Raw genomic sequence first — 13,931 nt, forward strand, 5'->3', positions numbered from 1 at the left:
TCTAAGACGTTGATACTCTCGCCTGATGGGAAATCGCGAAGACCTGTTGGCCGGGGCGCGCAAGGCCGTGCTCGAACGCGGCCTCGCCAAAACCACCGCGCGCGATATCGCGGGTGCCGCCGGGGTCAGCCTGGCCGCCATCGGCTACCACTTCGGGTCGAAGGATCGGCTGATCACCGAGGCGATCGCCGAGGGGCTCGGCGGTGCGGTCGGTGACGGTATGGCGGCGGCGATCCGGGCCGGGGGTGCGGGTCGATCGTTGCGGGAGTCGGTGGGGCCCACCTGGACCGGGCTGCTCGAGGTGATCCGCACCAACCACGACGCGCTGCTGTTGAGCGTGGAGAACGGCCTGCTCATCGCCCGGTCGTCGGAGTCGCAGGAGTTCATGGCCCAGGCCACCGAGACCGCGTTGAGCGATCTCACGGATGTCTTGCGCGAGACGCATCCCGAGGTGTCGGCGGAGCGGGCGCGCGCTGTCGTCACGTTGTACTTCAATCTTTTTCAAGGGTTCGCGATGACGCAACTGATCGCGCCTGCCGCCGCGACGGTAAACGGCGAGCAGCTCGCGCTCGCGGTGGAAGCCTTGTGCGACATGTGATTACGCGGCCGCGACCTGTGCGCTGATCTGGGTCAGCACCGCCTCGACATGATCAGTGAGGAAGAAGTGCCCGCCGTTGAACACCGTCATCTCGAACCGGCCGCTGGTGTGCTCGGCCCAGGCCTGTGCTTCGTCGAGGGTCACCTCGGGATCGTCGTCACCGGTCAGTACGGTGATCGGGCAGGTCAGCGGCGGTCCGGGGCGCATACGGTAGGTCTCGACCGCTTTGTAGTCCCCCCGAATCGTCGGCAGGATCAGGCGCAGCATTTCCGCGTCGTCGAGGACCTTGGCATCGGTGCCGCTCAATTGCCCGATCTGCTCGATGAGCGCGTGGTCGTCGAAGCGGTGGAAGTCGGTGTCGCGATGCCGGGACGGTGCCATGCGGCCGGACGCGAACAGGGCCAGCGGATGCTCTCCGGTGGCCGATAGTCGTTGGGCCACCTCGAATCCCAGCGTGGCGCCCAGGCTGTGGCCGAACAAGGTGAACGGCCGGTCCAGCCACGGGGTGAGTTGCTCGACCACCAGGTCGGCCAGTTCGTGGATGTCCTCGACGCACGGCTCGTTGCGCCGATCCATCCGTCCCGGGTACTGGATCGCGAGTACGTCGATCTCCGGTGACAGCGCGCGGGAGACCGGAAAGTAGTAGGTGGCCGAGCCGCCGGCGTGTGGAAAGCAGATCAGGCGGGTCGCGGCGTCGGGTGCCGGATGGAATCGTCGAACCCAGGCACCGGTCTTCGCCGTGCTCATTCGTCACTCCCTCACTGCGTTTCCTCGATCCAAGCCAGTATTGCCGGGAGTCCGCCGGCGCGCACGGTGCGACACGAATCGCCGTGGCGGAGTGGAGGTTCCGAGTGGTGCCCTAATCGCGGGCGAGCGGGTTGGCCGAGACTCGGGCAGCCATTCCGCCGCGCAGGGCCGCCGCGGGTGAGCTGGTCGGTTTACCACCGGCTTGGGCCTGTGCCAGGCGGTTCTGCACAGAATCTCCACGTTTGACGCCAGGGACCTGCACAAGCGTTGTCTAGGTTTGCCTCCGAGCTCGCCGTCGGGCGAGCCGACGAGCATGGAGGCCGGTATGCAGGGTGTGGACGAGTTTTCTCGATGGGCAACCGAATTCGAGGCGAAGCGGGTCGCGCGGGCGGCGGCGGGGGATCCGGATTGGGGCCGGGGTGCGCAGCTCGATCCGGCGGTGGCCCGGAGCGTGCAACGGTTCCAGGTCGGCGAGAGTGGGGACGGGGCGAATCTGATCGCGAAGGCCGAAGCCGCAGGAGATCCGAAATACACCGCTGCCGTGCGGCTGTTCGTCGCCGAGGAAATCAATCACGCGCGGATGCTGGGGTTGCTGCTCGGGGCGGGCGGGTCTTCGACGATTCGCGCGCACTGGAGTGACACGGTGTTCGTCTGGCTCCGGCGTCTACTGGGGCTGCGGCTGGAATTGATGGTGCTGATGGTCGCCGAGGTGGTTGCGCTGCGGTATTACCGTGCGCTGCGCGACGGCACCGACGATGCGTTGACCGCCCAGGTCGCCGGGTTGATCCTGAACGACGAATTGCGGCACGCGCCGTTCCACTGTCAGCGGCTGCGGGTCGCGTTCGCGAACACCTCCGGGCCGGCCCGGCTGATTCCGGTCTTGCTGTGGTGGATCGTGCTGATCGGCGCCACGATGGTGGTCGCAGCGGACCACGGGCCCGCGCTGCGGCAGCTGGGTGTCAGCCGGGCCGGGTTCGTCCTCGATGTGATCGCTTTGTTCAAAGGCATTGTGCCGACTGCTGTTTCGACGGACATTCGGGTGATCCCGGACAGTGGGCCGGTTCCGTTGCGCGTGGCGCTCGGTTTCTCGAAGCACTGATAACGGATGAATGCGACACGCTGATCCGGCCCATACACGCAGCGAGATACGCCGCCGCGCACCGGTTTTGGTTTGCCACGCCCGCCTGTTCTGGCAGGGTGTCAGATGTGACCGAATTCAGCGACAGGGGCAAGCTGATGTACCTGGTCGAAATCTCCGAAGACGACCGGGGCAGCCCACTGTGGTGGCAGGTGACCAACACCGGTGGCGCCGCGCAGGTAGCGGCCGCATTGGTCGAGATGGCCGTCCGCCTGGAGCTCGAGTTGCCCTACCACCCCAGCGAGGTCCGCTGCTGGTACCGCTACGAGGTGAGCTGGCCCGACGGCGCCATCCTGGAAGGCTTCGAGGGCGCGGTCGAACCACTGCTCATCCCGGATGACCTGCGTGCGCTCGCCCGCTCGGTGATCTCGGTGACCGTTCGCGATCGGCGACGACGCACGGAGTAGGCGTCGCTACGGGGCCCCGGCCGGGGTCAGGCAGCTGGCCGGCGGGTCGACCTGGATGCAGAGAGCCGGGGCGCGGGTGGGGTGGTAGTCGCCGGGGACGCCACCGTCGTTGATGAGCTGAGTGTAGGCGCCGACGGCGTCGGTGGGGCGGCGGCCGAGACCGGGGTCGGTGCGTACGTCGACCGTGTAGAGGCCGAATCGTGGTGTGTAGCTGCCCCATTCGTAGTTGTCGGTGAGGCTCCAGTAGTTGTAGCCGATGACGTTCATGCCGTCGGCCTTGGCGCGCTGGATCCAGTAGACGGTGTCGCGCAGGTGATCGCTGCGGGCGTAGCCGTCGGCGCGGGGGCGGCCGTTGTCGGTGGGCATGCCGTTCTCGACGATGTAGAGCGGCTTGCCGGGGAAGCGGCGCGAATAGTGTTGCAGCGCATAGTAGATGCCCTCGGTGCGCAACGGCAGATCCCAGATGTTCATGCCGGGCAGGTTCGGCGCGGCCGAGCCGAGGGCTCGGGTGATGGAGCTGAGCAGCGATTGCGCGGGGTCGAAGGCGAAGTAGTAGTCGATGCCGACATAGTCGAGCCTGCCCCCGATGCGATCGAGATATGGCCCGTTGACCTGGTCTTCCGAGCCTGCGACGTAGCCGACGTTGCTGGTCACCTGTGCGCCGGGCTCGACCTGGTGGATGTAGTCGTAGATGCCGTTGTGCGCCTGTGCGATCCGGTCCAGCATGTCGCCTGGATTGGTGGCGTTCAGCCGGACTTCCTGTGAGATGTAGGCGGCGGGCTCGTTCACCGTGACCCACAGCGGGTTACGGGAGGCGTAGCGATCGACCACCCTGCGCATGTTGTCCAGCCAGTCGCCGACCATGCCCGGATTGCGCCAGCCACCGCGGTCGGCCGCCCAGCCCGGATACACCCAGTGGTCGAGGGTGATCATCGGCCGCATCCCGGCCTGTTCGATCTTCGCTATGACGGCATCGTAGAAACGGAAGGCGTTCTCGTCCCACACGCCTGGCGCGGGCTCGACTCGGGCCCATTCGATCCCGATCCGGAACACCCGCACGCCGAGCCCGGCCGCCGAGTCGATATCCGAGGCGTAGCGGTCATAGAAATCGACCGAGTCCTGCACCGCGTCGTAGTCGGGGTGCGCGGGGATGTAGCGCGTCCAATTGCTGTCGGGCGCATGGCCTTCGGATTGGAAGCCGGAGGACGCGACGCCCCAGAGAAAGCCGCCGTCCAGCGGCGCAGCGGCCGGCTGGATCGGCGGGGCCGCAGATGCGTTCGTGCACAACATCATCGTCGACGCAGCGGCGGCGAGTACGGCCAAGGCATACCTACGGAACCGGAATCGCATCACCTCAGGGTAACTGGATGCGCGCCACGGACAGGTGGATCGCACCATAGTCGGTGTTCGTCTCCGCGAGTCGCCGCCCCGTGGCGGGCAAATGCGGCAGGCCGCAGACAGTTTCGCGTATCGGAGGTTCTGGTACTTTGGATGGAGATGCCGGAAACTCGCCAGACCCCACCTGAGTTCGATTTCGACACGACCAAGCACGGCCGGTTGGACCACGGGACGCATATCGCCGTGCATCGCCATCGGCACGGACAGTTCCTGTATCCGTCCACCGGCGTGCTGGCGACCACCACCGAACTCGGCACGTGGGTGGCGCCTGCGGATCGGCTCACCTGGACACCGCCCGGATTCGAGCACAGTCACCGTGCGTACGGGGAAACCGACGTGCACGTGCTCGAGGTGCCGCGCGAACTCTGCGGTGGACTGCCGAGCCGGCCGACCGTCTTCGCGGTGACGCCGTTGCTGCGGGAAGTGCTGGTAGCGCTCACCACCGATCGGCCGTTCCAGCCCGGTGCCAGGGAGCGACTGTGCCGGGTGGTGCTCGACGAGTTGGCCGATATCCCCGAGCAGTTCGTCTATCTGCCCGAGCCGCGCGATGATCGGCTGCGTGCCGCCACGGCCCTCTTGCATGCCGACCCGGCGACGTCGGCGACGCTGGCCGAGTTGGGGCGTGCGGTCGGCGCGAGCGAGCGCACGCTCAGTCGACTGTTCCAGACCGAGCTCGGGATGAGCTTTCATCAGTGGCGGACCCTGCTGCGCGTGCAGCACGCGCTGGTGCATCTGCTCGACGGCCGGCCGGTGACCAGCACCGCGCTGGCCTGCGGCTGGTCCAATCCGACCAGCTTCATCGAAGCCTTCACCGCCATCGTCGGGCAGACTCCCGGCCGCTACCAGAACGACCTCCGGCGCGCTGCGCGCTAGTGCTTGGCTGGTTTCCAGTATCCGGCGGCTGGATACCGGTGGTAAGCCTTTGTAGGCGTGCATACGGTAGTGGTATTCCCGATCTACGGGAATTGCCGCCATCTTTCAGGGAGTGTCCCAGTAATGTCCGAAGCGGACGAGAGCACCACCGTAGCAATCATCGGCGCGGGAGTTTCCGGACTCACCCTCGGTAATTTCCTGCTGCGCAGTGGGATTGATTGCGTAATTTTGGAACGACGGGGCCGCGAATATGTCGAGCAACGACAGCGAGCCGGCGTCGTCGACAGCCGAGCGGTGCGCATGTTCCGCGCATGGGGAATCGAAGACAGAGTCATCGGCGGTGATCCCGTCGCACCGGCGCTGAACTTCCGGATCGACGGCGAGACACGTCCGCTCGCATTCGGATCAGACGATCAGGCCGACGGGCGTTTCTGCCCGCAGCAGATGCTCGTTCGGAACCTCATCGACGTATTCATCAGCGACGGCGGAGATCTTCGTTTCGATGCCGAGGTTTCGTTGGAAAACATTGTCGACGATGAACATCCACTCGTGCGCTATCGCGACAGCGACGGCTCGACGAAGGAGGTGAGCTGCGAGTTCATCGCTGGTTGTGACGGTGACCGCGGTGTGAGCAGGGCCGCCATCCCCGTCGAGTCGCTGACGCGGTACGCCCACGAATACGGATACGCGTGGCTGACGATCCTGGCCGAGGTTCCCGCCAATCACCAGTCCATGATGGCGCTACACTCGCGCGGATTCGCGGGACAGTTCGCGCGCGGTCCGCACGCGAGTCGATTCTATTTGCAGTGCCCACTTGACACGGCCATCTCGGAATGGACAGACGAGCGCATCTGGGCCGAACTCGAGACCCGCTTCGGCGAACCCGTCGAGAATCGGGGACGGATCGCCAACACTCAACTGGTACCGCTCCGGAGCGTGGTGTACAGCCCGATGCGTTACGGCCGCCTATACCTGCTCGGCGACGCCGCCCACATTGTGCCGCCGATGAGCGCAAAGGGAATGCACCTGGCATTGCACGACGCCGAGGTTTTCGCGAACGCCGTAATCCATTACCAGACCAACGATCACGACACGTCCCTACTCGACAGCTACTCGTCGACCTGCCTCCGTCACGTGTGGAACTACCAAGCCTTCGCGGCCTGGTGGACCGAATTGGTCCACAACGCCGGAGACACTTCATACCAAGGCGAGTTCCGCCGCCAGACCGCCAGAGCCGACCTCGAGCGCCTGTTCGAGTCCGGCGCGGCAAACCGCCTGTTCAGCGAGTTCATCACCGGCCTGAATTAGGGTTGATGCACGGAGTCGTCGTCGGGGCGGGACTCGTGTTGTTCGTATGATTCGCGCTGTGGTGACATTCGATGGCGTTTGCATGAAACTGCCCGAGCTGCCTGATCTGCCGGTTCGTGGTGCGCTCGATCGGATTGTCGAGACGTTGGCGGAGCGCGAGACCGCGGTGCTGGTCGCGCCGCCGGGGACCGGGAAGACGACGTTGGTGCCGTTGGCGTTGGCGGCGGGGACTGCGGGGCGGGTGGTGGTGGCCGAGCCGCGGCGGTTGGCGGCGCGTGCGGCGGCGGGGCGGATGGCTTCGCTGCTGGGGGAGTCGGTGGGGGAGACCGTCGGGTATTCGGTGCGTGGGGATCGGCGGGTTGGGAAGGGGACGCGGATCGAGGTCGTGACGTCGGGGTTGCTGGTGCGACGGTTGCAGGGCGATCCGGAGTTGGCGGGGGTGGAGGTGGTGGTGCTCGACGAGTGTCATGAGCGGCATCTCGATGCGGATCTGTTGCTGGCGTTGCTGCTCGATGCGCGGGCCGGGTTGCGGCCGGATCTGCGGGTGCTCGCCATGTCGGCAACTGTTGCGGCTGAACGGCTTTCGGTGCTATTGGGTGCAGCGCCGGTGCTGCAGGTCGAGGGGCGGACGTATCCGGTGGAGATGACGTATGTTCCGTCGTTGCCGCGGGAGCGGGTCGAGGGACAGGTGGCGCGCGCTACCCGGGCCGCGCTTGCCGGAACCGACGGTGACGTGCTTGTCTTCCTGCCCGGTGCGGCCGAAATTCGCCGAACGACAACACTGCTGGCCGACCTGGACGACGTGGATGTGGTGCCGTTGCACGGCAGGCTTTCCGCCGCCGGGCAGGACACGGCGTTGCAGCCTGGGCCGCGGCGGCGAGTGGTGTTGTCAACGGCGGTGGCGGAATCCAGTTTGACGGTGCCCGGCGTGCGTGCGGTGGTGGATTCGGGATTGGCTCGGGTGCCGCGCATCGATCGCGGGCGCGGTCTGGCCGGGCTTGCGACAGTTCGGGTTTCGGCGGCGGTGGCCGAGCAGCGGGCGGGACGGGCCGGGCGTGAAGCACCGGGGCGGGTGTGGCGCTGCTGGCCGGAACATGAGAACGGCACGCTGCCCGCCTATCCGGAGCCGGAGATTCGGACGGCGGATCTGACGCGGCTGGCTTTGGAGCTGGCGTGCTGGGGCACGGCCGACGGTCATGGTCTGGCCTGGTGGGACCCGCCGCCGCCCGGCGGGCTGGCGGCCGGCCGGGATGTGTTGCGCGCGTTGGGCGCCGTCGACGAGGACGGCGCGGTGACCGATCGTGGACGGCGCATCGCCCGAATCGGGCTGCATCCTCGGTTGGCACGGGCATTGCTCGACGGGGCGGCCGAGGTCGGTGCGCGGGCGGCCGCGGAGGTGGTGACCGTCCTCGACGACGACACCCTCATCGCCGGAGTCGATCTCACGGCCGGTCTGCGGGTGCTGCGACGCGAGCGACCGGCACGCTGGTGGCGCGAGGTCGAGCGACTGGCTCGCCTGGTCGATGCATCGGATGGCGTCGATGATCCGGCTTATGTTGTCGCACTTGCTCATCCGGAACGATTGGCGCGACGGCGCGGCCCGGGATCGTCGAGCTACCTCATGGTCGGCGGCACCGCGGTGACGCTGCCGCCCGGCTCCGGCCTGGGCGATGCGGAGTGGCTGGCGGTCGGCGTGGCAACGCGCGATCCGGGTCGTTCGGACGGGTGGATCCGGTTGGCCGCGGTGGCCGACGAACAGCTGGCCCGCCGCGCCGCGTCGAGCCTGCTGAGGACCGTCGACGAGGTCGATTGGATCGACGGCGATGTGGTCGCTCGTCGCGTCGAGCGACTGGGAGCGATCGTGTTGTCGGAGAAACGGATTCGCGACCCCGATCGCCAATTGCTCGCCGCCGCACTGCGTCGCGGACTGAGCGCGACCGGTCTCGGCGTGCTGCGGTGGGATGCCGACGCGATCACCTTCCGTCATCGTCTCGAATTCCTGCACCGCACCCTCGGAACCCCATGGCCCGCAGTCGATGACGAGTCACTGCTCACCGTCGCCGACAACTGGCTCGGCCCCGAACTGGCGACCGCCCGCAACCGTGCGAACCTGGAACGCATCGACGCCGGCCAGGCCCTGCGCCGCCTACTGCCCTGGCCCGAGGCGACCCGCCTGGACGAACTCGCGCCCGAACGCTTGCTGGTCCCTTCGGGCAGCCGCCCCCGCCTCGACTACTCGACCGACCCGCCGGTGCTCGCGGTCAAGGTGCAGGAGGTCTTCGGCTGGACCGACACCCCACGTCTGGCCGACGGCCGTGTCCCCATCTTGCTGCACCTGCTCTCGCCCGCCCAACGCCCGGTCGCGGTCACCGCCGATCTGACCTCCTTCTGGCGCACCGGCTGGCCCCAGGTCCGCGCGGACCTACGCGGCCGCTACCCCAAACATGCCTGGCCGGAAGACCCCACCACTGTCCCGGCCCACCGCGGCACCGCCCGCAACGCAGGCCGCGGTTAGGGTTCAGCCCACTTTGCCGGACATGTCGTACTCCTGGTAGATCTGGGCGGCGTTCTCCGGAGTCACGCGTGTCGTCGACAGCACCTGCTTCTTCTCGACCGACTGGTTGTGCAGCAGCTTCACCAGGGTGTCGACCGCCTGCTCGGCGCCGGTCGGATACACGAATGTGGTCAGCAGCTGGCCGTTTTGGACGGCGCGGATGCCGCCGGTGGGGATGGCGAGACCGTCGACGCCGATGATCTGGATGGCACCGGCCTTGCCCGCGCCCTGGATGGCGAGCTGGGCGCCGAGCGCCATGTCGTCGTTGTGCGCGTAGACGAGATCGATCTTGTCACCCTTGGACAGCCACTGCTGCATGACCGTGGTGGCGTTGGCCTTGAGCCATTTGGCCTCCTGCTCCTCGATGATGGTGAGGTTGTGGCCCGCGATGGCGTCGCGGAAACCCTTGTCGCGGTCGATCTGTGGCTGATCGGACAGGATGCCGCGAAGTTCGACGACGTTGCCGCCGTTGGGCAGCGCCTGCACGGCCGCCTCGCCGGCCAGCTTGCCGATGGCGTAGTTGTCACCGCCGATGAACGCGCTGTAGCAGTCGGTGCTGACGGTGCGATCCAGGATGATCACCGGGATCTTCGCGTCGCACGCTTGCTGCACGGCGGCGGTGAGCGGGGCGGGTTCGTTGGGCGAGACGATGAGCGCGTTGACCTTCTGCTGGATGAAGGTCTGCACCTGGCTCACCTGCGTCGCGCTGTCCTGGTGCGCATCGGTGATGGGCAGTAGTTTGAGGTCGGGATGCTGCTTGGCGAAGTACTGCAGCTGCAGGTTGAGTTGCGCGCGGTAGGGCTCGGCATTGTTCGACTGCGAGTATCCGACGACGAACTGGCCGCCGTCGGAGGGGCTCGGCGGACTGGACGCGCAGGCCGTGGCGGCCACGGCCGTCGTGCACAGCGCGATCGCCATCAGTACCGAGCGACGAGTGGATGACATTTGTACTCCTGGAACGGATTTGGGTGGAAGACTCCGGCACGCCGGCCTCGGTCGGGAACGGCATCGGGTGCCGTTCGCTTACTCGCGGGCGACGATCTCCGGTCGTCGGGGTAGCCACCGCGCGATCGGTCCGCTGAGACCGCGGAAGAAGCCGGGCCGCTGCAGCACCACGGCGACCACGACGATCAGGCCCTTGATGATCAGCTGCAGGTTGTCGCTGACCGCGTTCAGGCCGAGTACGTTGTCGAGCAGGGTGAGGATGAGCGCCCCGACGAAAGTACCGGTGATGGTGCCCTTTCCGCCCGCCAGACTGGCGCCGCCGATGACCGCGGCGGCGATGGCGTCCAGCTCGTATCCGGCCCCGGCCAGCGGGTCGCCCGAGGCGCGGTAGGCGGCGTCGATCGGTCCGGCGAAACCGGCCAGCATCCCGGACAGCGTGAAGACCGCGATCACGACGAGCGTCACGTTGACACCGGAAAGTCGTGCGGCAGTGGGATTTCCGCCGACCGCGTAGATGTGACGGCCGAACGTGGTTTTGGAGAGGACGAGCTGAGCGATGATGCAGACGCCGACCAGAGCGAGCACCGGATAGGGGATCCCGGACGTGCCGAACAGCGGCAGCCAGGTTCCTTTGAACAGGGTGTGGCCTGGCGTGCCGAGCAACGCGAACCCGGACGAGGTGGGAGTGAGGTGCCCGTTCTCGTCGTAGACCGCGGTGCCGACCGCGACATTGCCGGAGATCTGCCGATCGATCCCGCGAACTATCGACAGCATCGCCAAGGTCATGACAAAGGACTGGATCCGTAACACGGTGGTGCCCAACCCATTACACAGCCCGAAGAACGCACCGACCACCGCGCAGGCCGGAATGATCAGCCACGGGTCGAGATTGTGGTCGACCAGCAGCATCGCCGCGGTCATCGAGCCGATGCCGAGGATCGATCCCACGGACAGATCGATGCCCGCCGTGATGATCACCAGGGTGACCCCGACCGCGAGAATGCCCCGCGAGGAGAACGCGGTGATGGCATTGGTGATGTTGGTCTGGTTCCAGAAGTACTGCCCCTTGGTGCTGATCCCGATGAGAATCACCAGCAGCAGACCGATATACCCCTGGGCCGCACCGAGATACGGCGTCAGCCGGGTAAGCCGCAACCACCCACGGGACCCAAGGGAGCGCTGGTTATCGGAGGGGAGTGGGTCCGTCATCGGGTGTTTGGCGCAGACAATCCCTCGTTCACGAGGGAGAGGAAGCGCCATCCCCCTTTCAATGGGTGGGTCGCGTGGTTGTGTCGGTGGTGCCGGTTAGGTTGTCGGGTGTGGAGGAGGTGGTGCGATATAACTACCGGCTGCGTCCTGGTGTGCAGGCGGAGCGGGCGCTTGTCGCGGAGTGGGGCCGGTGCCGGTTTCTGTGGAATGAGGCTGTGCATCAACAAAAGTCGGGTGCGCGTCTGAGCTTGGGCAGACTTGGAAAGTTGTTGACCGAGGCGCGTGGGCGGGCGGGGTGGTTGCGGGAGGGGTCCCAGGTCGCCCAGCAGCAGATGCTGCGTACTTATGCGCGGGCCCTCGATGATTCGTTCAAGGTGAAGGGCCGTGGTCGGCCGAGGTTCAAGTCGAGTAAGAGGGCGTTGCCGTCGCTGGAGTACACGGTGCGTGGGTTCAGCATCCGCGACGGCAGGCTGATACTGCCAAAGGGAGTGAGTATCCCAGTCGTGTGGTCGCGGGAATTGCCCTCGGACCCGACGTCTGTCCGTATCACGCGGGACAGTTTGGGGTATTGGTACGCCTCGTTCGTTGTCCGGCGTGAGGTTGAAACTGTGCCGGTAGCTGAGGGTGGTATCGGTATCGACTGGGGTGTGAGCACGACGGCCACGACCACTGACACCGAGTTCGACCTGCCGTTTCGGGGGAGAGCCAAGCGACTGGAACTGTGCGAGAGGACTTTCCGATGCTCTGCCTGCGGCTATATCGCGGATCGGGATTGGAACGCGGCCAGGGTGATTCTGGTTGTGGCAGAACGCGGCCACAGCAGTGTTGAGGATGTGAGACAAGTGGGTCACCTCCTTCGGGTGGGTGGTTCGGTTGCGGTCTGAGCTGTGAATCTCTTGTCTTCAGACAGGAGAAGCGTTAAGCCTGGTCCTCTCGCCGGGTGCGGATGGCGGGCGCCCTGGCCATCGCCGCCGCGAGAATCGCTTCCTGATCGAACGGCGCGCCCCGGGCAGGATCCCGGTGGAACTCCCCGGTGAGGCGTCCCTCGCAGAGCACCAGGATGCGGTCGCACATGCCGATCAGCTCGAGCAGTTCGGAGGACACCGCGAGAATCGCCGTGCCCTGCCGTGCGAGCTGGTCCATCAGGGCATGCACCTCGGCCTTCGCACCGACGTCGATGCCGCGGGTCGGCTCGTCCATCAGCAGCACCGACGGCTTGGTGAGCAGGCACTTGGCCAGCACGACCTTCTGCTGGTTGCCGCCGGACAGGGTGGCGACGGTGGTGGCGAGCGACGGCGTCTTCACCTTCAGCTCAGTCACTTTCGCCGCGACCGCGGCGCGCTCCCGTTTGCCGTCGACCGTGCCCCACGGGCGTAGGTAGCGGTTCAGCGCGGCCAGCGAGGCGTTGAAGCGCACGCTGTTGGCGAGCATCAGGCTCTGCGCCTTGCGGTCCTCGGCGACGAGGGCGATGCCGTGCGCGATGGCGCTGCGCGGACTGCGCGGCCGGTAGCGACGGCCCGCGAGTTCGATCGTCGCGCTGACACCGCTGCCCGCGCCGTAGACGGCTTCGAGTACCTCGCTGCGGCCGGCCCCCATCAGGCCTGCCAGCCCGACGATTTCGCCCTCGGCCACCTCGAACGACAAGTCGTGCAACGGCACCGCGTCGCTACCGGCGGTCGGCGTGGTCGTCAGATTTCGCACGGTCAGGCAGACCTGCCCGCCCTGGTGTTGTTCGGCGCGGCGCGGGAACAACTCACCGAGCGGGCGGCCGACCATCAGCTGAATGAGTTCGGCGCGGTGCGTGGTCTTCATCGTTCGCTGCCCGACATAGGCGCCGTCGCGCAATACCGTGACAGTGTCGGCGATCTCCTCCAGCTCCTCGAGCCGGTGCGAGATGTAGACGACGCCGACGCCGTGTCCGGTCAGGTTCCGGATGACGGTGAACAGCCGTGCCACTTCCGATTCGGTGAGCGCGGACGTCGGCTCGTCCATCACCAGCACCTTCAGATCATGGTTGAGCGCCTTGGCGACCTCGATGAGTTGTTGTTCGGCGAGGCGGCACTGCCGAACGAGCCTGCGCGGCGTCAACTCCAGGCCGACCCTGGCCAGCAGGCGGCGGGTCTGCGCGTCCATTTCGGTGCGGTTCAGCGTGCCGCGCCGGGTGCGTCGTTCCTGGCCGAGGAAGATATTGTCGGCGATCGAGAGCTCCGGCACCAGGTTGAGCTCCTGGTGGATCATCGCGATGCCGTGCCGGGTGGCGTCCTTGGGGGAGCGTAAATGCACCGGGGTGCCGTCGATTTCGATGCTGCCCGCGTCCGGGGCGAAGACGCCTGCGAGGACGTTCATCAAGGTCGATTTGCCCGCGCCGTTCTCGCCGAGCAGCGCGACCACCTCGCCGCCGCGCAGCGTCAGTCGCACGCCGCGCAGCGCCTTCACGCCGGGGAATTCCTTGACGATGCCGGTCATCGCGAGCAGCGGCGGGCGAGCGTCAGTGCTGGTCATGGGATTGCGAGTAGTCCGATGCGTGCCACCTGACCCCCTCCCCTTCGTCGACCGGTGGGTGCCGCCGCGAACGGCGACTGCTCCACTCAGTGTGACATCGGTCTCAGAAATCGAACTCTGCTACCGTAAATTTCGACTCGTCAGCCGTCAAGGTCATTGAGTGCCAGCAAAATCCGGCGGCGGGCGAGTGGCGGATACCTCGAGGTCGGCTCGCCCGTGTCGGAGTAACCGGACTGTCATCCACGTGTCATG

The 13,931-nt window shown here is 66.6% G+C and carries 12 protein-coding genes; 7 read left to right on the top strand and 5 right to left on the bottom strand.

The features are described 5' to 3' along the window. Nucleotides 1–25: 25 nt before the first annotated feature. Nucleotides 26–598, top strand: coding sequence for a helix-turn-helix domain-containing protein (locus ABZ942_RS36465; protein ID WP_357390293.1), 573 nt, complete (start codon nt 26–28; stop codon nt 596–598). On the opposite strand, the gene ABZ942_RS36470 is transcribed toward ABZ942_RS36465, so the two are convergent. Then, nucleotides 599–1,345, bottom strand: coding sequence for an alpha/beta fold hydrolase (locus ABZ942_RS36470; RefSeq protein WP_357390295.1), 747 nt, complete (start codon nt 1,343–1,345; stop codon nt 599–601). Nucleotides 1,346–1,670: 325 nt separating this feature from the next. Here ABZ942_RS36470 and ABZ942_RS36475 point away from each other — a divergent pair, with 325 nt between their 5' ends. Both ABZ942_RS36475 and ABZ942_RS36480 read left to right on the top strand, forming a co-directional pair. Further along, complete coding sequence (locus tag ABZ942_RS36475) at nt 1,671–2,444, top strand: ferritin-like domain-containing protein (protein ID WP_357390297.1); 774 nt, start codon at nt 1,671–1,673, stop codon at nt 2,442–2,444. A gap of 107 nt (nt 2,445–2,551) precedes the next feature. Beyond that, nucleotides 2,552–2,890, top strand: a complete 339-nt coding sequence (locus ABZ942_RS36480; RefSeq protein WP_357390298.1) for a hypothetical protein — start codon at nt 2,552–2,554, stop codon at nt 2,888–2,890. 6 nt (nt 2,891–2,896) lie between these two features. Here the strand turns inward: ABZ942_RS36480 and ABZ942_RS36485 are convergent, their stop codons facing one another. Then, nucleotides 2,897–4,240, bottom strand: coding sequence for a family 1 glycosylhydrolase (locus tag ABZ942_RS36485; protein ID WP_357390300.1), 1,344 nt, complete (start codon nt 4,238–4,240; stop codon nt 2,897–2,899). Between the two features lie 147 nt (nt 4,241–4,387). Between ABZ942_RS36485 and ABZ942_RS36490 the strand changes: the two genes are divergently transcribed. The 3 genes from ABZ942_RS36490 (at nt 4,388) to hrpB (ending at nt 8,984) form a co-directional block, all read left to right on the top strand. Further along, nucleotides 4,388–5,161: a helix-turn-helix transcriptional regulator gene (locus tag ABZ942_RS36490; RefSeq protein ID WP_357390302.1), complete on the top strand. Its 774-nt coding sequence runs from the start codon at nt 4,388–4,390 to the stop codon at nt 5,159–5,161. Between the two features lie 123 nt (nt 5,162–5,284). Then, on the top strand, nt 5,285–6,469 hold the full coding sequence (locus ABZ942_RS36495) for a 4-hydroxybenzoate 3-monooxygenase (RefSeq protein WP_357390304.1): 1,185 nt from the start codon (nt 5,285–5,287) through the stop codon (nt 6,467–6,469). A gap of 82 nt (nt 6,470–6,551) precedes the next feature. Then, nucleotides 6,552–8,984, top strand: coding sequence for an ATP-dependent helicase HrpB (gene hrpB / locus ABZ942_RS36500; RefSeq protein ID WP_357390306.1), 2,433 nt, complete (start codon nt 6,552–6,554; stop codon nt 8,982–8,984). A gap of 3 nt (nt 8,985–8,987) precedes the next feature. Here the strand turns inward: hrpB and ABZ942_RS36505 are convergent, their stop codons facing one another. Together ABZ942_RS36505 and ABZ942_RS36510 are read right to left on the bottom strand one after the other, a co-directional pair. After that, nucleotides 8,988–9,968, bottom strand: coding sequence for a substrate-binding domain-containing protein (locus ABZ942_RS36505; protein ID WP_357390308.1), 981 nt, complete (start codon nt 9,966–9,968; stop codon nt 8,988–8,990). Nucleotides 9,969–10,046: 78 nt separating this feature from the next. Beyond that, entirely contained in the window at nt 10,047–11,123 is a 1,077-nt protein-coding gene (locus ABZ942_RS36510) for an ABC transporter permease (RefSeq protein WP_357390310.1), read from the bottom strand. A 164-nt stretch (nt 11,124–11,287) separates the two neighbouring features. Here ABZ942_RS36510 and ABZ942_RS36515 point away from each other — a divergent pair, with 164 nt between their 5' ends. Further along, the gene (locus ABZ942_RS36515) at nt 11,288–12,061 is read left to right on the top strand and encodes a zinc ribbon domain-containing protein (protein WP_357390312.1); all 774 of its coding nucleotides are present in this window, start codon (nt 11,288–11,290) and stop codon (nt 12,059–12,061) included. Between the two features lie 34 nt (nt 12,062–12,095). Here ABZ942_RS36515 and ABZ942_RS36520 read toward each other — a convergent pair whose 3' ends face one another. After that, entirely contained in the window at nt 12,096–13,679 is a 1,584-nt protein-coding gene (locus ABZ942_RS36520) for a sugar ABC transporter ATP-binding protein (RefSeq protein ID WP_357390314.1), read from the bottom strand. Nucleotides 13,680–13,931: the final 252 nt, after the last annotated feature.

The sequence above is a fragment of the Nocardia sp. NPDC046473 genome, assembly GCF_040645995.1.
Lineage (GTDB): Bacteria > Actinomycetota > Actinomycetes > Mycobacteriales > Mycobacteriaceae > Nocardia.